The following is a 16,368-nucleotide window of genomic DNA, read 5'->3' as shown; positions in this document are numbered from 1 at the left end:
ACAGACCCGGCGCAGGCCGCCCACGGCATCCAGAGCGGCGCACCGCAAGGCAGGAATGACGGGCTGCAGCAGGCCGTCGATCCCGACCGGCTGCTGCCGGTCCAGGAACATCATCCCCCAGGCCGGGCCGAGGTTCCGCTGGCGTTCGCCCGGACAGCGCCGAACGTGGCGCGATAGTCCCGAGGGGACAAGCCCAGTTTGGCGCGAAAGTGATGTCTCAGGACCTGGACACTGCCGAATCCCGCACGCGCCGCGATGTCCTCGACCGGCATTGCACTGCTCTCGAGCAGGCGCCGGGCCTCCGCCACGCGCTCGGCGATCAGCCATTGCCCCGGCGGAACGCCTGTCGCCGCGATGAAACGGCGCAGAAAGGTTCTGGGGCTCATCAGCACGCTCTGCGCCATGCGATCGACCGTCCAGTCGCCTTGAAGATCCGCCCGCATCTGCTCCAGCACGTCCGATAGCCGGTTGAGTCGATCCGGCTGCACGGGGCGCTCGATGAACTGGGCCTGGCCGCCGCTGCGATGGGGTGGCATCACCAGACGCCGGGCAACGCTGTTGGCGGCTTCCACGCCGAAATCGCTGCGTACGAGATGCAGCATCAGGTCTATGCCGGCGGCACTTCCCGCCGAAGTCAGGAGACGGTCCTCCTCGACATAGAGCACGCTGGCATCGACCTCGATCGCGGGGTGCCGCTGGCTCAGCGTCTCGGCGTAGCGCCAGTGCGTGGCAGCCCGCCGTCCGTCCAGCAAACCCGTGGCAGCCAGCACGAAGGCCCCGGAGCAGATCGACGCCAGGCGGGCGCCGCGCTCCCACGCCAGACGCAGGCGTAGCGCCAGCTCCCCGGGCACGGGTACATGCGCGCCTTTCCACCCGGCCACCACAATCAGGTCGGCCCGCTCCAGCAAATCGGCCTGGCCGTCGGCAATGACCCGCAGGCCTCCATGGGCGCGCAGCAGGCCGGGCTCGACCGCGGCGCTGGCGAAGCGGTACCAGCCCGGCCCCATCTCCGGCCGGGCCAATCCGAAGATTTCGGCCACGATGGAGAACTCGAAAGTGCACAGACCGTCGTAGACGGGGGCCACAACCAGCGGGCCGCAGGTGGCTTCGGCGATTGGCGCAATCTTGTCGATAGATGTCATATGCGCCAATTGTGACCTGGCCGCTCCCCCGGCAAGATCAGCTTCGTTGCCACAAACACACTCTTTTTGCCATGCATTCCTCCCGCACCCACGTGACCGCAATTCCCGCCGCCCGGCCTTCCGTCGCCGAATCTCATTTCGCGGCCGGCTTCAGTTTCGAGACCGATTGCTGGGATGTGCATGACGGACTCCGCAAGGGCCCGGATTTCGTGCTCATCGACGTACGCTCCCCGCAGCTGTTCGCCCAGGGCCATGTGCCCGGAGCCATCAATCTGCCTCACGGCAAGATTGTGGAAAGCAAGCTGGCGGCCTGGCCGAAGGAGACGCTTTTCGTCACCTACTGCGCCGGCCCTCACTGCAACGGTGCGGCACGCGGGGCGTTGCGCCTGGCGAGATTGGGCCGGCCCGTGAAGATCATGGCCGGCGGTGTCACCGGCTGGCTGGATGAAGGTTTCGAACTGAACAGCACAACGTCCGCTGGGCCTTGCGCCTGACGCTATGGCACTCCTTGTCGACGCTGGAATGCCGGCGTCCCGGCAAGGGTGCGAACCGACCGCCCATGGCCGTGGTGTGGCGGAAGGATACGCAGGCAACGGGCTCGCTGTTCCAGACGCCTCGGCCCGTTGGGCGCGCGCCCCAGAACTGGCCTGGACCCGAGAGGCTATCGGCGGCAGGCTCCGAACATCGGCAGCCTTTCACGACAGGTTCGGCTTCGCCCCCGCAGACAGCGGCCCTTCGCCATCGTTCGCGGGCAGGCGAGCACCTGGGTCTCGCCTAGGTAGGCAAACAAACGTCAGGAAGCAAACTCCGAACCGTGTTCCAGATCGCCTGACTGCGGGCAGCAAGCAGGCCCTTCATCTGCTGCCCTGGCTGGTAGGGAGTTCCATCAAGACGTGCAACCACGCCTCCCGCTTCGCTGATGAACAACGCACCGGGCGCATGGTCCCACGGCAGTGCCCGCCAGTAAAGCGCAAACTCATGGTCTTCGAGCACCATGCCGGGATAGTCGTCCCCTGCACAGTTGCTACCAGGCTGCAGCACAAAATTCCCCGCTGCGCTTTCGAGCGCTGCTTTGACGGCTTCGGGCAAAAAGCGCTTTCGGACAATGCCCTGCCCTTTCGGTATGGCATGGGTGTCGATGGCAACGCGCCGGGAATCGACCCAGGCGCCTGCCCCCTTGACCGCGCGGCACATCACATCCGTCAAAGGATTGAGCATCCAGCTCGCCAGCGTTTCGCCCTCCTTGAGCAGTGCCACCATGACAGAGACAGGTCCCGTGCCGTCGACCAGATTCCGCGTTCCATCCACCGGATCAAGCAGCCACACAATGCCCTCACCGAGGCCGTCCAACAGTTGTGGCTTGGTTGCGCACTGCTCTTCGCCTATCACCGTCGCTCCGGGAATCAGCCGGCACAGCCCGAAAGTAAGTTCCTCCTCGACCTCTCGATCGACCGCAGTCACCCATTCGCCTGGCGCCTTCAGTTGAATGTCTTCATCCCTCAATTGCTGCCATCTTGGCACGATCAGCTCTTTTGCCTTTTGGCGTAGCAGACAGCCGACTTCTTCCAGCGGAAAGTGGGTCATATCGGAATGGGGACAGAGGTGAATATTCATTGGGGAGGCCAGCCGAAGGCGCAGGCGTTGGGGCGCGCCGTTCAGGCTTTTTCCGACCGCACTTCGCAGCGTACAACGCCCTAGGCGCCGCGGCGGACCGCTGGCCGCCGCAGGGCGATGCGGGAGGCATTGTCCCGGAGATGCAGATGAACGGCGCAGCTCAATCCCCGAAGCGCTCGCGGTAGGCCACGGGCGTGATGCCCAGCTTTTTCACGAACAGATGGCGCAGCGCCTGCTCCGAGCCCAGGCCCACGTGCGCGGCCACGGTCTTGAGCGGCCACTGGCCGCGGTTTTCCAATAGCTGCTTGGCGGCTTCGAGCCGCGCGTGCTCCACGAAGGCCGAGGGGCTCTGCCCCGTCTCCTGCTGGAAGACGCGGCGAAAGTGCCGCTCGCTCATGGCCGCCTGCTCGGCCATCCGGGCCAGCGTCACCGGCTCGGCCAGGTGCGCCAGCACCCACTGCTGCACGGCCTGCACGCCGCTGTGCCGCGTGGACTGGGCCGCCAGCGGCACGCTGAACTGGGACTGGCCGCCGGGCCGCTTGAGGTACATGACCAGGTCGCGCGCCACCTCCAGCGCCAGCGCGTGGCCGAAGTCCTGCTCCACCACGGCCAGCGCCAGGTCGATGCCGGCCGTCACGCCGGCCGAGGTCCACAGCTGCCGTGTGCCAGCATCGTCCACGACTTCGTCACGCACATAGATGGCGTCGGCATCCACCTGCACGCGCAGGTAGCGCTGGGCCAGCGCACCGGCCACGCTCCAGTGCGTGGCGGCGCGGCGGCCGTCGAGCAGGCCGGCCTCGGCCAGGAAGAAGCTGCCCGAGCACAGCGCGATCAGCCGCGCCACCGAGGGCGCCACGGCCTGCAGCCACTGCACCAGCTCCTGCGAGGCGCCCAGCACCTGCTCGATATGGCGCGAGCCGACCACGATCACCGTGCAGCCCGTGCCCTGTTCGCGCAGCCCGGCCAGCGACTGCGTGGCCTCCAATGCCATCAGCGTGTCCGATTTCACCAGCCCCTTGCGCGCGGCCGTGATGCGCACCTCGTAGCCGTCGCTCTGCCCGCGGGCGCGCAGGTGCACGTTGGCGTAGTCGAATACCGACATGGGCCCTATGGCCTCCAGCGACTTGAAGCCGGGGTAGACGACCAGATCGATGCGGTGGGGGTGGGCGTGGCGGTGTTCCATCAGGCAGGCAGGCGGGAAAGACAGGCGATTGCGCCGACTATACGTGCCGGCACGGCATGCAGCGCTCACAATAAGCCTCCATGCACATCCATGCCCGCGGCCTGCTTTATTTCGACGCCATCCGCCGCAGCGGCTCGATACGCGGCGCGGCGCGCCAGCTGTTCATCGATGCCTCGGCCGTCAACCGCCAGCTGATACAGCTGGAGCAGGAGCTGGGCTTTGCCCTGTTCGAGCGCCTGAGCAGCGGCCTGCAGCTCACGCCGGCCGGCGAGCTGTTCGCCCGCCACGCCACCCATGTGCTGCAGGATGCCGAATGGCTGGAGAACGAGCTGGACATGCTGCGCGGCCTGCAGCGCGGCAAGGTGCATGTGGTGGGCGTGGAGAGCCTGCACTGCGCGCTGCTGCCCGAGGTGATCGGCACCATGCTGGAGCGCCACCCGGGCATCTCGCTGCAGGTCAGCTCGGCCAGCTCGGGCCACATCGCCGACTACGTGGCCAGCGGCCGTGCGGACGTGGGCCTGGCCTTCGACATGCCGCAGCACGAAGACGTGGTGCATGCGGCCAGCGGCCAGTTCCGCCTGGGCGCGCTGGTCGCCGACGGGCATCCGCTGGCCCGCAGGCGCAGCGTGACGCTGGCGCAATGCACGCCCTGGCCCTTCATCCTCGGCACCGAGGACCTGGCCTCGTATGCCCTCATCCAGGGCGAGCTGCAAAACCTGCCCGAGCCGCCCCGCGCCGTGGTGCGCGCCACCTCGGTCGAACTGATGAAGCGCCTCGCCGCTGCGGGCCACGGCATCGCCTTCCAGACCCGGCTGGGGCTGGAAGCCACGGCATCGGCCGCCACACCTGCCGCTAGGTTCGTGCCGCTGGAATCCGCGCAGGGCACGCCCATCCTGGGCCCGCTGGGCATCCACGTGCGCAGCGGGCGCAGCCTGCCGCCGGCCACGGCGGCCTTTGTCGAATGCGCAAGCCAGGTTATCCAGCGCCTGGCCGCGCAGGAAACGCGGCCGAAGCGGCGGTAGTTCCGTCGCGCCTGGCCGCTGCATTTTCGGCCACGGGGCTGTGCAAATTCAGCCATTTCCAACAACGGCACCGGGTCCTAGCATGGGCCCATGCCATCCTCTAAATCCCCCATCCCCACGACCGGCACCCTGGTGCTGGAGCTGGCCTCGGCCGAAGCGCTGACGCCTGAAGTGCGCCGCCTGCGCCTGCGCAGCCCGGACGGCCGGCAACTTCCCGCTTTTTCTGCCGGCGCCCATATCCGCGTGCACACGCCGGGCGCCGGCGGCGAGCCCACGCGCTGCTATTCGCTGGTCAACAGCGATAGCGACGGCCGGACCTACGAGATTGCCGTCAAGCTGGAAGCCACCGGCCGCGGCGGCTCGCGCTTCATGCACCAGCTGGCGGCGGGCGACCGCCTTGCGGCCGATCCGCCGAAGAACGACTTCGCGCTGCACGCCGAGCCGCACGAGGCCTTGCTGATCGCCGGCGGCATAGGCATCACGCCCATTCTGTCCATGGCCCGGCAGTTGCAGGCGGCGGGCAGGCCCTATGCCCTGCACTACGGCGCCCGCAGCGAAGAGCTCATGCCCTATCGCACCGAGATCGAAGCCGTGGCCGGAGCCCAGGCCCATCTGTATTTCGACGGCGGCGATCCCTCGCGCGGCATGCAGCTGGCCAGCATGCTCGGCGCACCGCAGGCCTCGCGCCATGTCTATGTCTGCGGCCCGCGCGCCCTGATCGACGCCACGCTGGCCGAGGCCCGGCGGCTGGGCTGGCCGCGCAGCCACGTCCACTTCGAGCTTTTCGCGGCGCCCGCCGCCACCGCGGCGGACCGCGGCGTCACCGTCCACCTGGCGCGCAGCGGCCGCCAGCTCGATGTGCCTGCCGGCACCTCCATCCTCGACGCCCTGGTCGCCGCCGGCTGCGATCCCCTGTTCGACTGCCGGCGCGGCGAATGCGGCATGTGCGCGGTACGCATGCTGGACGGCGAGGCCGAGCACCGCGACTACGCGCTGTCTGACGAGGAGCATGCCGAAGGCATGGTCTGCCTCTGCGTTTCGCGCGCCCGCAGCCCCCGTATCACGCTCGACCTGTGAGCCATCCATCCAGAACCAGAAAGGAGAACCCCATGAGCAGCTTTGTCAGGAACGCGTGGTACGTGGCCGCGTGGAGCCGCGAGATCGGCCGCCAGCTGACCACCCGCACCATCCTCGGAGAGAACCTCGTGTTCTGGCGCCGCGAGGACGGCACGCCCGCCGTGCTCGTCGACCGCTGCCCGCACAAGCTGGCGCCGCTGTCCCTGGGCACGCTGGTGGGCGACGACCTGCAGTGCGGCTACCACGGCATGACCTTCAACGGCAGCGGCCAGTGCGTGCGCATCCCCGGCCAGGCGGCCATTCCGCCGTCGGCCAGCGCGCGCACCTTTGCGCTGGCCGAGCGCTACGGCGCGGTATGGATCTGGATGGGCGACCCGGCCCTGGCCGATGCCGCGCGCATCGTGGAGGTGCGCCGCCATGGCGAGCCCGGCTGGGCACTGGTGGACGGGCAGTACCTGCACTTTGATTGCAACTACCTCAACATCACAGACAACCTGGTCGATCCGGCGCACACCACCTACGTGCACAAGGGCACCATAGGCAACGCGGCGGCCGAGGATGTGGGCGTGAAGGTGGAGCAGGATGACGACCACGTGCTGGCCTACCGCTGGGTGAACGACTCCGAGCCCGTGCCGCTGGTCCAGGCCATGGGCAGCTTCACGGGGCCGGTGGACCGCTGGCAGTACTACCACCTGCACCTGCCCTCGGTGTCCTGCGTGGATTTCGGCAGCATCGCCGCGGGCCGCGAGCACAGCGAAGAGGAGATGGACGCGGGCCTGCGTTCGTTCTCGTACAACTTCCTCACGCCCGAGACCGAGACCACGACCCACTACTTCTGGCTGCACCTGCGCAACTACCACGTGGACAGCGCCGAGGCCGGCGCCCAGGTGGCGCGGCTGATGACCGACACCTTCCTCGAGGACGCCGCCATCCTCGCGCGGGTGCAGCGCGAGCAGGAGCGCACCGGCGTACGCGAGTTCGTGCGCCTGGCCATAGACAACGCACCCGCGCGCATCCGCCGGCTGATCGCGCGCCAGCAAGCGCAAGAGGCCGAGCAGGCCGCCGCCTGATTCCCCATCCACCCGCCACACACAAGGCCATCCATGCAAGATTTTTCCCTGGGCTGCAACGGCCGCGGCATACGCCACTGCGAGGCGCTGCCGCTCGAAGACCAATTCAAGATGCTGCGCGACAGCCAGGTCTTCGACCATTTCGACCGCATGCCCCAGCCGGGCGAGGAGCGCGAATACATAAGGCTGGCCAACAAGTACGGCATGCCGCTGCGCACCGGCCTGTGGTCGTACACGGCGGGGCGCGACGAAGCCGCGCTGGAACACAACCTGCGCGTGTGCAAGGAGGCCGGCGCCGAGTTCCACAACATCATGCTGTACACGCGCCATGCCGCCGGCCACGTGGTCACCGACGACGACATCGTGGCCTTCTACCTGCATGCCTGGGAACTGGGCCAGCGCATAGGCATGGAGATCGGCATGGAGAACCACATCTACATGTGGAGCGAAGACCCGCGCCGCGTCACGCCAATCGCGCAACGCGTGCGCGCGCAAGGCCTGCCGTTCCAGTTCGTGCTCGACCACAGCCATGTGCTGCTCAAGCTGGACAACCCCGAGGAGCAGGACGTGGTCGGCATGCGCGCGCAGGTCGAATCGGGCGAGGTCGTCATCGACCCCTACGAAAGCGGCAACCTCATCGACGACTGGATCGCCCAGAACATGGTGCACTGGCTGCAGATCCGCCCGGTCTCGCCCAACGGCCCGCGCAACGTCTGGCAGCTCACCGACAACGGCCACTACGGCCGCGCCTGCCAGTACCCGTTCACGCGCCCGGCCCCGGGCCAGTGGCACGCCACATGGACGGCCTGGCGCGTCGAGCCCTGCAAGGAGATCGTGCGGCGCGCGCTGCATCACCACTACCGCACGCCGGGCAGCCCGTTGCGCTACATCACCACCGACATGATCGACATGCCCGACTACGGCGGCGGCACCCGGTATTCGCTGTTCGAGCAGAACGTCGCCATTGCCCGGTGGTTCCGCGACACCGCGGCGCAGATCCGCGCCGAAGCCCTGGCCAGGGCTTCGGACTGAAGTACATTCATGGCCGAAGCACTCGATTGCACCGATATTCGGCCAAAGCCCCTCGGGCAGCGGCCAAACCGCCCCTTTTCACCGCCCGCCTGGCCTACATTCATGGTTTCGCAAAGCGAAGGCCAGGCCTCGCCCCCTCTTCCAGAAATCCAGAAAGACCCACATGAAATCACGCGCCGCCGTGGCCTTCAAGGCCGGAGAACCCCTGCAGATCGTCGAGATCGACGTGGCACCGCCCCAGAAGGGCGAAGTGCTGGTCAAGATCACCCACACCGGCGTGTGCCATACCGACGCCTTCACCCTCTCGGGCGACGATCCGGAAGGCATCTTCCCCGCCGTGCTCGGCCATGAGGGCGCGGGCATCGTGGTCGAGGTCGGCGAAGGCGTGACCAGCGTTAAGCCCGGCGACCACGTGATCCCGCTGTACACCGCCGAATGCGGCGAATGCCTGTTCTGCAAGAGCGGCAAGACCAATCTCTGCACCTCGGTGCGCGCCACCCAGGGCAAGGGCGTGATGCCCGACGGCACCACGCGCTTCTCGTACAACGGCGAGCCCATCTACCACTACATGGGTTGCTCCACCTTCAGCGAGTACACCGTGGTGGCCGAGGTCTCGCTGGCCAGGATCAGCCCCGACGCCAACCCCGAGCAGGTCTGCCTGCTGGGCTGCGGCGTGACCACGGGCCTGGGCGCCGTCAAGAACACCGCCAAGGTGCAGGAAGGCGACACGGTGGCCGTGTTCGGCCTGGGCGGCATCGGTCTGGCCGTGATCCAGGGCGCCAAGCTGGCCAAGGCCGGCCGCATCATCGCCGTCGACACCAACCCCGGCAAGTTCGACCTGGCCAGGACCTTCGGCGCCACCGACTGCGTCAACCCCAAGGACTTCGACAAGCCCATCCAGCAGGTCATCGTGGAGATGACGGGCTGGGGCGTGGACCACAGCTTCGAGTGCATAGGCAACGTCAACGTCATGCGCGCCGCGCTGGAATGCGCGCACCGCGGCTGGGGCCAGAGCGTGATCATCGGCGTGGCCGGCGCGGGCCAGGAGATCAGCACCCGCCCCTTCCAGCTGGTGACCGGCCGCAAGTGGCTGGGCACGGCCTTCGGCGGCGTCAAGGGCAGGAGCGAACTGCCCGGCATGGTGGAAGACGCCATGGCCGGCCGCATCCAGCTCGCACCCTTCGTGACCCACACCATGGGCCTGAAGGACATCAACGAGGCCTTCGACCTGATGCACGAAGGCAAGTCCATCCGCAGCGTGGTGAACTACGCCCAAGCGTGATTCTTCGGCATCCGAAGCTATCAACAAGAGAGCTGATGGCGCCGGACAGGCGCCATTTTCATTAAGAAACAATTTGCAAGCGCTTGCTCGGAAAGCGCTTGCGGCTTCCGATTTTGGAGCATCCATGACCGACCAGCCCACCCTGGAACTCAAGAACGCCCACGCCTGCTTTGGCGGCGCGCAGCGCTACTACGAGCATTTCTCCAGCGAGATCGGCCTCGCCATGAAGTTCTCGGTCTACCTGCCGCCGAAGGCCGTGGCCGGCGAAAAGGTGCCTGCCCTGCTGTACCTGGCGGGCCTGACCTGCACCGAGGAAACCTTCATGGTCAAGGCCGGCGCCCAGCGCCTGGCGGCCGAGCTGGGCATCGCGCTGATCTGTCCCGACACCAGCCCGCGCGGCGCGGGCCTGCCCGGCGAGGCCGATGCCTGGGACTTCGGCGTGGGCGCGGGCTTCTACCTTGACGCCACCGCCAAACCCTGGGCCCTGCACTGGCGCATGGAAAGCTACCTGCTGAACGACCTGCTGCCGCTGGTCGGCGCCCGGCTGCCCGTGGACATGGAGCGCCTGGGCATCTTCGGCCACAGCATGGGGGGCCACGGCGCGCTCACGCTGGCGCTGCGCCATCCGGGCCGGTTCAGGAGCCTCTCGGCCTTCGCGCCCATCGCCAACCCCGTCAACTGCCCCTGGGGCCGGAAGGCCTTCGCCGGCTACCTGGGCGAGGACAAGGCCGCCTGGGCCGGCCACGACGCCAGTGAATTGATGGCGGCACAAAAGCAGGCACCGTATCCCGCCGGCATCCTCGTCGACCAGGGCCTGGCCGACAAGTTCCTGATCGAAAAGCAGCTATTGCCCGAAGCCTTCGAGGCCGCCTGCCAAAAGGCCGGCCAGCCCCTCACGCTGCGCCGCCACGCGGGCTACGACCACGGCTACTACTTCATCCAGAGCTTTGTCGACGACCATCTGCGCTGGCATGCGCAGCAGCTGCAGGGCTGAGGCAAAGGCCAGCCCGGCTCAGATGCCCGCCTCCCTGAAGAGGCGGCGCAGCACCTGCATGGGCAGGAACTTCACCCGGCGCCGCTTCAGCTCGCGCCTGAACAGGCGCTCCCTCTCTATAAAGTTGATTTTTGGCTTCATCTCGCTATCGGTGAAATTACAGGCCTGGACAATCTATCAGCGAAGAGCGGCACGGCTGTAACACCCTGTCAGCCGGGCTGGCGTTTTGCTGACGGCTTCCGAACCGGGATGCCGCAGTCCGGCCGGCATTGCCGCCCCGGATAAAAAGACGCCAGGTTCAGGTGCGCCGGTCTGCAGGCGCCTTGATCCACAAGAAACACCCGGCCGCCACCGCGCTGTTGCCCACCAGCAGCGCGCCCTGGCGGTACAGCTGCCAGGCGATGGCCGGATCGGCCATGTCCACGATCCACAGGCCTCCCGAACGGTCCGCCCACAGTACCCGGGCATCCACCCGGGACAGGGCGTCGAACGCCCGGCCGCTGCCGACACCCGGGGCAAACAGCACCGCCACCTGTGTCGAGCCGCCTGCAGCGGGCAAGGCGGCCAGCGGGCCGGCCAGCAATGCCGCAAGGGACAGCACGGCCGCCGCGGCCGCACCACCGCCTCCCTCTCCGCCGCGGCCGCCATGGTTTCGCGCCATGCGCCAGCCGATGGCCAAAGGCAGCAGGCCGAACACGGCAAACCAGGCCAGGTCCCAGACCAAAGGGTTGGGCGAATCGACCTTGATCCGATGGATGCCCAGGAGCCAGTGCGACAAAAGGCCGTCCGCAATATGCCAGGAGCCAAAGCCCATGCAGGCGCACCCCCAAAGGGCAGGGCCGGCACCCGGCTGCAGCGCGGCCTTGCGCGCCCTCCAGAGCTGGACCAGCGCCATCGCCGCAATCAGGTACATCAGGGCATGGAAAAGGCCGTCGGCCAGTATCTGCAGCCGCATGTCGTCCACGGCCTCCACATTGGAAAGCAGGTGGTGCCACTGGAGGATCTGGTGCAGCAAAATGCCGTCGAAGAACCCGCCCAGCGCAAACCCGAGGAAACATCCCGCGCTCCTGAGCCGCGCCGTCGAAGAATCTGCCATTGCCCACCTCATGAAGCCATGCGTTTGCCAGGCGGCGCGCAAACCGGCCATGGCGCCGTTTCCCGAAGGCATGGCACCGCCATGCTTCCGCGCTCCCTGACCTGCTGCCGCTGCCTGCAACGCGCCCCGGACGTCAGCGCGCTGCCTCGGGCGATACGCGCATCAGCTCCGTACCGCTGGCCCAGGAATAGGTCTCGGACACCGCCTGGGACGGCGAACCGTCGGCATTGACGGCCTTTCTGTAGTCGAACGAGGTCTTGCCTTCATCGATGGTGAATTCCGTGCCGTTTTTCCGCAATTCGGTTTCTTCCTCGATGACCTTGCGCACGAAGTCCCGGTGGCTTTCGAACTGGATGAATTCAGGCAGCGATCCATTGCCCAATACTTCCGCGGGGTCGCGACGCTCGATTTCCTTGAACAGGTTCAGGGCGATCTGGAAATGCCCGAGTTCGTAATCGAGAAAACGCTCCCAGATCGCGCGCACGCGGGGATTGTCTTCCTGGCTGGCGCAGCCGGCATAGTTCCAGACCTCGCAGGCTTCGCTGATGAGCAGCTTTTCCAGCGGCGATTCGCCGGGATTGATCATCGAGCCATAGTGCGTGATGTGCTGCGACTCCACCGACGCAATCTCGGCATAGAGCTGGCGCGCCAGCGGGTCCGCGAAGATCGGCCCGATGTTCATGTAGTAGTCATGGGTCTGGTATTCGCCGCCCGTGAGCGTCAGCGCATGCAGCTTGGTGGCCAGCGCCGCATCCGCTGCGTAGGGCCGCAGCAGGTCATGTTCGGGCGCACGGTGGTGGAACCAGGTCTCGCGCGCGGGCACGATGTCCGTATAGCCTTGCGTGATGTTGTTGGCGTCCTTGCCTTCCAGGCGGTCCAGCAGCGCGCTGTAGCGGTAGAGGTGGTCGAAGTCCTCCAGCAGGGCATAACGGTAGCCTTGCGCCAGATAGGGATCGGGTTCCAGCTTGGCCACCGATGCGGTCACCTCGATGGCGGTCTGCTCATAGCCGATGGTGGTCTCTATGGGCGAATGGTCCGCGCCCAGCAGCCAGTTGATGGTGGTGGCCTGATGCTGCTCGACCCGCATGAGCTGGGCCAGAGGCTCGCGCAGCCTGGCATTGCAGCGCAGCGCCACCTGCTTGGTGCGCAGCGAGTCCAGCTCCAGGCCGTTCATCAGAATGACCCTGACCCGCGTGAAGGCGTCGTCGTCCAGCTTGCTGATGGGCTTGCCCACCATGTCTTTCCAGCTCATGCGCTGGCGTTCCAGGGGCAGGCCCTTGTCATGAAAGAGATTGATGCTCATATTCTTCTCCCGTTGATGCAGGGGCCGCTCAAACGCCGTCCGCCATGGTGACCAGAGCGCAATGCCAGGCGCGGATGATCCGCAGGTGCTCTGCCTCTTCGCCCAGCGCAAGGCGAAAGCGCTCGGCAAGCTCTTTTTTGCCCGACTGCTCGGCCAGCTGGATCAGCAGCTCCCAGCCCGCGTTGTCGGTGAGTTCCGCCGTCAGCATGGCATTGAGGGCCTGCGCGAGCGTGGTGCGCGCATCGCTGACCACCTGGGCCAGCCCGAATGCCGCGACTGCCGTCGCATCTGCACAGGGTGTCTGGGCGCTGGGATCGGCCCCCATCTCCTTGGCGGCCTCGCAGAGCATCTGGAAGTGGGCCAGCTCCTCGCTGCGGATGCGCTGCATCGTGGACAGCGCTGTTTCATCGGCATCGATGCCGGCGCTCTCCTCCTTCATCGACTGCAGGCATTCGGCCGCATTGGGAAGAAGAATGCCCTTTTCCACCATGGCCAGATACTTGACCATCAGTGCGTCGTAAAGCCGCACCCCGCCGCGCTCGAAGGCAATGCGCTCGCCCATCTTGTCGACGAAGGTTTCGGGGTCGTTGCCCTTGCGCTTTTCCAGGCCCGGCTTCGGCAGCCCCCTGGCGTCCCTGGGCGCCGGAATGCTGCCCAGGGGGTCTGCTTCGATCGCGCAGGTTTCCCGCAGCTGGTCGGCCAGCGCCGTATCGATGATGGAAGGTGGACTGAGTTGCTGCACCGCCTCTTCCATGGCCTTTGTTCCCACCAGGCAGGCTTGCTCGCCCGTCCGGTTTTCCGCAGTCGTGGTTTGCATAAATGCTCCTTTTTATGCGTTCACCGAAAGAATTCGACAAGACGGGCGCAACGCGGCAACCTGCGTTCCTTGCGCGGCTGCAGGGATATTTCCGGTCGATGGTTTTCATGGAGCAGCGGCGAAAAAAGTGCTGTATTTTTTTCCGCTGAAAGCACCGCGATTTCCGGCATTGAGGGCGGCCGGCCTGGAACGATGATTGCTCATGCCATGTGTCGACACTGTTGTCGGCTTATCTTTCTCGGAGTTCACCATGACACAGCAAAATCGCAATGATGCTAGCCAGAAGAAGCAAGACAGCACTGCACAGGAAAAACAGCAGAATGCCGGCTCGCAGAAGCAGGAAAGCGGGCAGCAGCGTCAACAGGAGCAATCCTCCAACCGCGGCCAGAACAGCAACCGCAATGAAGGCAACCGCCAGGAGCGGTAATTGAATGCCCACGGCTTGGGATCTCTCAAGCCGTGGCCATCGGATGCCGCCGGCTATGCCGGCGGCCCTGTTTTCCCTTCGCGCGAAATCCAAAGACTGCAACGGATAGGCGCTCTCCGAGAAATATCTTTGCAGGCGCTGGCAAAACGGGATGCGGCATTGCGCATGGAAACCCGATCGCTGTCGCAGCACATTGACGGCCATCCACAACCGCCTGAGCAACCGCCATGAGGCGGTTTTTTGCATGCCTGCAGCCCGGTTGCTCCGGCCATGCAGCTGCGCGGCTGCGGCATCGATGTCCGCGACATGGCTTCGGAGCGCTGCTTTCTACAATGCCCTGCATCGATTGCAGTCCAAGGAGAACGCATGCACACCCCCAAAGTAGCCATCGTGACCGGGGCCGGCTCGGGCATCGGCAAGGCCGTGGCACTCGCATTGGCGCAGGACGGCTGGTGCGTGGCGCTGGCCGGCCGCCGCAGCCAGTTGCTTGACGAGGTGCGGGATATCGCAGAGCAGCGCTGGGGCGCGGGAGCGCGCCTGTTGCCCATCCCCACCGACGTGACCGCCCCTGCTGCCGTGCAGCAGCTGTTTGCCCGGACGGTGAAGCATTTCGGCCGGCTGGATTTGCTGTTCAACAATGCCGGGCGCGGCAATCCGCCCGGGTCCTTCCTGGACTGGTCGCCGTCGGACTGGCAGGACGTGGTCAACACCAATCTCAATGGCATGTTCTATTGCCTGCAGCAAGCCTTTCGCGCGATGCGCGACCAGACACCCCAGGGCGGCCGCATCATCAACAACGGCAGCATCTCGGCCCATGCGCCGCGCCCCAATTCCGCAGCCTATACCGCCACCAAGCATGCGGTGATGGGACTGACCAAGACCGCCGCCCTGGACGGACGCTCCTGGAACATCACCGTGGGCCAGATCGACATCGGCAACGCCTCCACCGAGCTGGCCGACCGCATGGCCAAAGGCGTGCCCCAGGCCAATGGAACGATTGCGGCAGAGCCCCTGATCGATACCGGCATCGTGGCGCAATCCGTGCTCCACATGGCCAATCTGCCGCTGGAGGCCAATGTGCTGTTCCATACGGTGATGGCGACCAAGATGCCTTTCGTGGGCCGGGGATAGACCCACGCTCAGCCGCCACTGGGCGGCACGCGGAAGCTGGCGGTGATGCGCTGCTCGGCCCGTTCGAGGGCATCTGCCGCTCGCTCCAGCCAGCGCAGCAGCCAGCCTTTTTTCTTCGATGCGGCGGCCACAAGGCCTTTTTGCTGCTGCACTTGCGCGGGGCTAGGGGGTTCGGTGGAATGGAGTGGATGGGACATTGCACGGCGATGCTCGTGCCTGGCCAGACATCTGTAAAGTTGAATTAACTGACCATCAAATTCATAAATCCTGATGCGTAATCTCAACCTCGACCAGCTGCAGACGCTGATCGCCATTGCGGACCTCGGCACTTTTGCCGCGGCCGCGCAGGCCCTGCACCTGGCGCCGCCCACCGTCAGCCTGCATATCAAGGAGCTGGAGTCGCGCCTGCACGCCGAGCTGGTGGTGCGCGGCCGGCGCCAGGCCGAGCTGACGCCGGCCGGCGAAGCCCTGGTGCAGGAAGGCCGCAAGCTGCTGGCGGCCAGCGACGATCTGATCGAGCGGGTGCGCCGCTGCGCCAGCGGACTCGAGGGCCGGGTCCGCGTGGGCGTCTCGGCCGGTGTCAGCACCCGGCTGCTGCCCCTGATGCTGGAGACGCTGAGCCGGCAAAGCCCAGGGGTCGAGGTCAAGCTCGAAGCCGTGGGCTCGGCCGATGCCATGCTGCGCCTGAAGGCCGGCACGCTGGATGTGGCCATCGTCGCCAGTCCCCAACCCGCCGTCGCCGGAATCCGCCTCACGCCCTGGCGCAACGACCCCATGGTGGCACTGCTGCCTTCGTCGTGGCAAGCGCCGCAGCAGGTGACGCCCGAATGGCTGGCCAGCCGCCGCTGGGCTTCGTTCGCGCCGGCCACGCAGATGCATGGGCTGATCTCGGCCTGGTTCGGCCAGGCGGGCTTTCACCCGCGCCCGTTTCTGACGCTGACCTATCCCGGCGCGCTCAAGAGCCTGGCGGCGGCCAGCCAGAGCGCGGCCCTGCTGCCGCTGGAGGAGGTGGAAGAACTGCGGGATTCACCCCACGTCCAGATACGCCATCTGCAGCCCGCGCTGATGCGCCCCATGGCCGTGGCGCACCGGAATTCGCCCGCTCCCGGCAAGGCCTTGGAGAGCGTGCTGCAGGTACTGGCCGAATTTGCACAGGACGGCGGCCCGGGCGCCTAGGC

Annotated in this window: 18 protein-coding genes; 9 read left to right on the top strand and 9 right to left on the bottom strand. The window is 66.5% G+C overall.

Going from position 1 to position 16,368, the window contains the following annotated elements; all coding sequences use genetic code 11:
- Positions 1-110: 110 nt before the first annotated feature.
- Positions 111-1,142 (bottom strand): transcriptional regulator FtrA, encoded by a 1,032-nt coding sequence (gene ftrA / locus Cte04_RS17320; protein WP_066481125.1) that lies wholly within the window; start codon positions 1,140-1,142, stop codon positions 111-113.
- A 71-nt stretch (positions 1,143-1,213) separates the two neighbouring features.
- Here ftrA and Cte04_RS17315 point away from each other — a divergent pair, with 71 nt between their 5' ends.
- Positions 1,214-1,636 (top strand): rhodanese-like domain-containing protein, encoded by a 423-nt coding sequence (locus tag Cte04_RS17315; protein ID WP_066481119.1) that lies wholly within the window; start codon positions 1,214-1,216, stop codon positions 1,634-1,636.
- A gap of 280 nt (positions 1,637-1,916) precedes the next feature.
- On the opposite strand, the gene Cte04_RS17310 is transcribed toward Cte04_RS17315, so the two are convergent.
- Both Cte04_RS17310 and Cte04_RS17305 read right to left on the bottom strand, forming a co-directional pair.
- Positions 1,917-2,756, bottom strand: a complete 840-nt coding sequence (locus tag Cte04_RS17310) for an inositol monophosphatase family protein (RefSeq protein ID WP_083526718.1) — start codon at positions 2,754-2,756, stop codon at positions 1,917-1,919.
- A 160-nt stretch (positions 2,757-2,916) separates the two neighbouring features.
- Positions 2,917-3,939 (bottom strand): GlxA family transcriptional regulator, encoded by a 1,023-nt coding sequence (locus tag Cte04_RS17305; RefSeq protein WP_066481114.1) that lies wholly within the window; start codon positions 3,937-3,939, stop codon positions 2,917-2,919.
- Positions 3,940-4,019: 80 nt separating this feature from the next.
- Here Cte04_RS17305 and Cte04_RS17300 point away from each other — a divergent pair, with 80 nt between their 5' ends.
- The 6 genes from Cte04_RS17300 (at position 4,020) to fghA (ending at position 10,416) form a co-directional block, all read left to right on the top strand.
- Positions 4,020-4,961, top strand: a complete 942-nt coding sequence (locus Cte04_RS17300) for a LysR family transcriptional regulator (protein ID WP_066481105.1) — start codon at positions 4,020-4,022, stop codon at positions 4,959-4,961.
- A 90-nt stretch (positions 4,962-5,051) separates the two neighbouring features.
- Positions 5,052-6,038 carry a PDR/VanB family oxidoreductase gene (locus Cte04_RS17295; RefSeq protein ID WP_083526717.1) on the top strand — a complete coding sequence of 329 codons (987 nt, stop codon included), beginning with the start codon at positions 5,052-5,054 and terminating at the stop codon, positions 6,036-6,038.
- A gap of 32 nt (positions 6,039-6,070) precedes the next feature.
- Positions 6,071-7,108: an aromatic ring-hydroxylating dioxygenase subunit alpha gene (locus Cte04_RS17290; RefSeq protein WP_066481104.1), complete on the top strand. Its 1,038-nt coding sequence runs from the start codon at positions 6,071-6,073 to the stop codon at positions 7,106-7,108.
- 33 nt (positions 7,109-7,141) lie between these two features.
- Positions 7,142-8,140: a xylose isomerase gene (locus Cte04_RS17285; RefSeq protein WP_066481099.1), complete on the top strand. Its 999-nt coding sequence runs from the start codon at positions 7,142-7,144 to the stop codon at positions 8,138-8,140.
- 163 nt (positions 8,141-8,303) lie between these two features.
- On the top strand, positions 8,304-9,422 hold the full coding sequence (locus Cte04_RS17280; RefSeq protein WP_066481098.1) for an S-(hydroxymethyl)glutathione dehydrogenase/class III alcohol dehydrogenase: 1,119 nt from the start codon (positions 8,304-8,306) through the stop codon (positions 9,420-9,422).
- Between the two features lie 124 nt (positions 9,423-9,546).
- Complete coding sequence (fghA, locus tag Cte04_RS17275) at positions 9,547-10,416, top strand: S-formylglutathione hydrolase (protein WP_066481097.1); 870 nt, start codon at positions 9,547-9,549, stop codon at positions 10,414-10,416.
- 18 nt (positions 10,417-10,434) lie between these two features.
- On the opposite strand, the gene Cte04_RS22165 is transcribed toward fghA, so the two are convergent.
- The 5 genes from Cte04_RS22165 to Cte04_RS17255 all read right to left on the bottom strand — a co-directional run bounded on the left by Cte04_RS22165 (position 10,435) and on the right by Cte04_RS17255 (position 14,305).
- Positions 10,435-10,557 carry a hypothetical protein gene (locus tag Cte04_RS22165; RefSeq protein WP_281178783.1) on the bottom strand — a complete coding sequence of 41 codons (123 nt, stop codon included), beginning with the start codon at positions 10,555-10,557 and terminating at the stop codon, positions 10,435-10,437.
- Between the two features lie 157 nt (positions 10,558-10,714).
- The gene (locus Cte04_RS17270) at positions 10,715-11,512 is read right to left on the bottom strand and encodes a DUF2243 domain-containing protein (protein ID WP_083526725.1); all 798 of its coding nucleotides are present in this window, start codon (positions 11,510-11,512) and stop codon (positions 10,715-10,717) included.
- 133 nt (positions 11,513-11,645) lie between these two features.
- Positions 11,646-12,815 (bottom strand): hypothetical protein, encoded by a 1,170-nt coding sequence (locus Cte04_RS17265; RefSeq protein WP_066481096.1) that lies wholly within the window; start codon positions 12,813-12,815, stop codon positions 11,646-11,648.
- 28 nt (positions 12,816-12,843) lie between these two features.
- A complete protein-coding gene (locus Cte04_RS17260; protein WP_066481091.1) occupies positions 12,844-13,632 on the bottom strand; it encodes a ferritin-like domain-containing protein in 789 nt (262 codons plus the stop codon).
- 229 nt (positions 13,633-13,861) lie between these two features.
- A complete protein-coding gene (locus Cte04_RS17255; RefSeq protein WP_157082087.1) occupies positions 13,862-14,305 on the bottom strand; it encodes a hypothetical protein in 444 nt (147 codons plus the stop codon).
- A 120-nt stretch (positions 14,306-14,425) separates the two neighbouring features.
- Here Cte04_RS17255 and Cte04_RS17250 point away from each other — a divergent pair, with 120 nt between their 5' ends.
- Positions 14,426-15,190 (top strand): SDR family oxidoreductase, encoded by a 765-nt coding sequence (locus Cte04_RS17250; protein WP_066481345.1) that lies wholly within the window; start codon positions 14,426-14,428, stop codon positions 15,188-15,190.
- An 8-nt stretch (positions 15,191-15,198) separates the two neighbouring features.
- On the opposite strand, the gene Cte04_RS17245 is transcribed toward Cte04_RS17250, so the two are convergent.
- Positions 15,199-15,387 (bottom strand): hypothetical protein, encoded by a 189-nt coding sequence (locus Cte04_RS17245; RefSeq protein ID WP_157082085.1) that lies wholly within the window; start codon positions 15,385-15,387, stop codon positions 15,199-15,201.
- A 73-nt stretch (positions 15,388-15,460) separates the two neighbouring features.
- Here Cte04_RS17245 and Cte04_RS17240 point away from each other — a divergent pair, with 73 nt between their 5' ends.
- The gene (locus Cte04_RS17240) at positions 15,461-16,366 is read left to right on the top strand and encodes a LysR family transcriptional regulator (RefSeq protein ID WP_066481085.1); all 906 of its coding nucleotides are present in this window, start codon (positions 15,461-15,463) and stop codon (positions 16,364-16,366) included.
- Positions 16,367-16,368: the final 2 nt, after the last annotated feature.

Source organism: Comamonas terrae (assembly GCF_001544075.1).
In the GTDB taxonomy this organism is placed as follows: Bacteria; Pseudomonadota; Gammaproteobacteria; order Burkholderiales; family Burkholderiaceae_C; genus Comamonas; species Comamonas terrae.
This window is presented reverse-complemented; position numbering and strand designations above follow the sequence as displayed.

What these genes read in the sequence shown, in the direction of transcription:
- ftrA (WP_066481125.1), bottom strand. Translation starts at nt 1,142, where the DNA reads ATGACATCTATCGACAAGATTGCGCCAATCGCCGAAGCCACCTGCGGC.
- Cte04_RS17315 (WP_066481119.1), top strand. Translation starts at nt 1,214, where the DNA reads ATGCATTCCTCCCGCACCCACGTGACCGCAATTCCCGCCGCCCGGCCT.
- Cte04_RS17310 (WP_083526718.1), bottom strand. Translation starts at nt 2,756, where the DNA reads ATGAATATTCACCTCTGTCCCCATTCCGATATGACCCACTTTCCGCTG.
- Cte04_RS17305 (WP_066481114.1), bottom strand. Translation starts at nt 3,939, where the DNA reads ATGGAACACCGCCACGCCCACCCCCACCGCATCGATCTGGTCGTCTAC.
- Cte04_RS17300 (WP_066481105.1), top strand. Translation starts at nt 4,020, where the DNA reads ATGCACATCCATGCCCGCGGCCTGCTTTATTTCGACGCCATCCGCCGC.
- Cte04_RS17295 (WP_083526717.1), top strand. Translation starts at nt 5,052, where the DNA reads ATGCCATCCTCTAAATCCCCCATCCCCACGACCGGCACCCTGGTGCTG.
- Cte04_RS17290 (WP_066481104.1), top strand. Translation starts at nt 6,071, where the DNA reads ATGAGCAGCTTTGTCAGGAACGCGTGGTACGTGGCCGCGTGGAGCCGC.
- Cte04_RS17285 (WP_066481099.1), top strand. Translation starts at nt 7,142, where the DNA reads ATGCAAGATTTTTCCCTGGGCTGCAACGGCCGCGGCATACGCCACTGC.
- Cte04_RS17280 (WP_066481098.1), top strand. Translation starts at nt 8,304, where the DNA reads ATGAAATCACGCGCCGCCGTGGCCTTCAAGGCCGGAGAACCCCTGCAG.
- fghA (WP_066481097.1), top strand. Translation starts at nt 9,547, where the DNA reads ATGACCGACCAGCCCACCCTGGAACTCAAGAACGCCCACGCCTGCTTT.
- Cte04_RS22165 (WP_281178783.1), bottom strand. Translation starts at nt 10,557, where the DNA reads ATGAAGCCAAAAATCAACTTTATAGAGAGGGAGCGCCTGTTCAGGCGC.
- Cte04_RS17270 (WP_083526725.1), bottom strand. Translation starts at nt 11,512, where the DNA reads ATGGCAGATTCTTCGACGGCGCGGCTCAGGAGCGCGGGATGTTTCCTC.
- Cte04_RS17265 (WP_066481096.1), bottom strand. Translation starts at nt 12,815, where the DNA reads ATGAGCATCAATCTCTTTCATGACAAGGGCCTGCCCCTGGAACGCCAG.
- Cte04_RS17260 (WP_066481091.1), bottom strand. Translation starts at nt 13,632, where the DNA reads ATGCAAACCACGACTGCGGAAAACCGGACGGGCGAGCAAGCCTGCCTG.
- Cte04_RS17255 (WP_157082087.1), bottom strand. Translation starts at nt 14,305, where the DNA reads ATGCAAAAAACCGCCTCATGGCGGTTGCTCAGGCGGTTGTGGATGGCC.
- Cte04_RS17250 (WP_066481345.1), top strand. Translation starts at nt 14,426, where the DNA reads ATGCACACCCCCAAAGTAGCCATCGTGACCGGGGCCGGCTCGGGCATC.
- Cte04_RS17245 (WP_157082085.1), bottom strand. Translation starts at nt 15,387, where the DNA reads ATGTCCCATCCACTCCATTCCACCGAACCCCCTAGCCCCGCGCAAGTG.
- Cte04_RS17240 (WP_066481085.1), top strand. Translation starts at nt 15,461, where the DNA reads ATGCGTAATCTCAACCTCGACCAGCTGCAGACGCTGATCGCCATTGCG.